Annotated in this window: 1 protein-coding gene; it reads left to right on the top strand. The window is 65.5% G+C overall.

All coding sequences use genetic code 11. The annotated features are described in order from the left end of the window. Positions 1 to 24 precede the first annotated feature (24 nt). The coding region (locus IF20_RS38815) for a helix-turn-helix domain-containing protein (RefSeq protein WP_267881163.1) at positions 25 to 220 on the top strand (196 nt) is incomplete at its 3' end.

The following is a 220-nucleotide window of genomic DNA, read 5'->3' as shown; positions in this document are numbered from 1 at the left end:
GGGTGTCCGCGGTATGCCGTTGCTATGCGGTATGCGCAAGGGGGAGGACTGAGGCCGCAGGAGCAGGCGGCACGGGAACGGATACGGATGGATGCGGCTGACCGCTTCGAGCGGTGTGAGAAGAACTCAGCCATCGCCAAAGAGCTGCGGGTGAGTGTCCGCTCGGTGGAACGCTGGAGGCGGACGTGGCGCCATCAGGGCAGAGACGGGTTGCGCTGTT

The organism is Streptomyces niger (assembly GCF_000718305.1).
GTDB lineage: Bacteria > Actinomycetota > Actinomycetes > Streptomycetales > Streptomycetaceae > Streptomyces > Streptomyces niger.
Note: the sequence above shows the minus strand (reverse complement) of the source record. Positions and strands in the feature narration are given on the sequence as shown.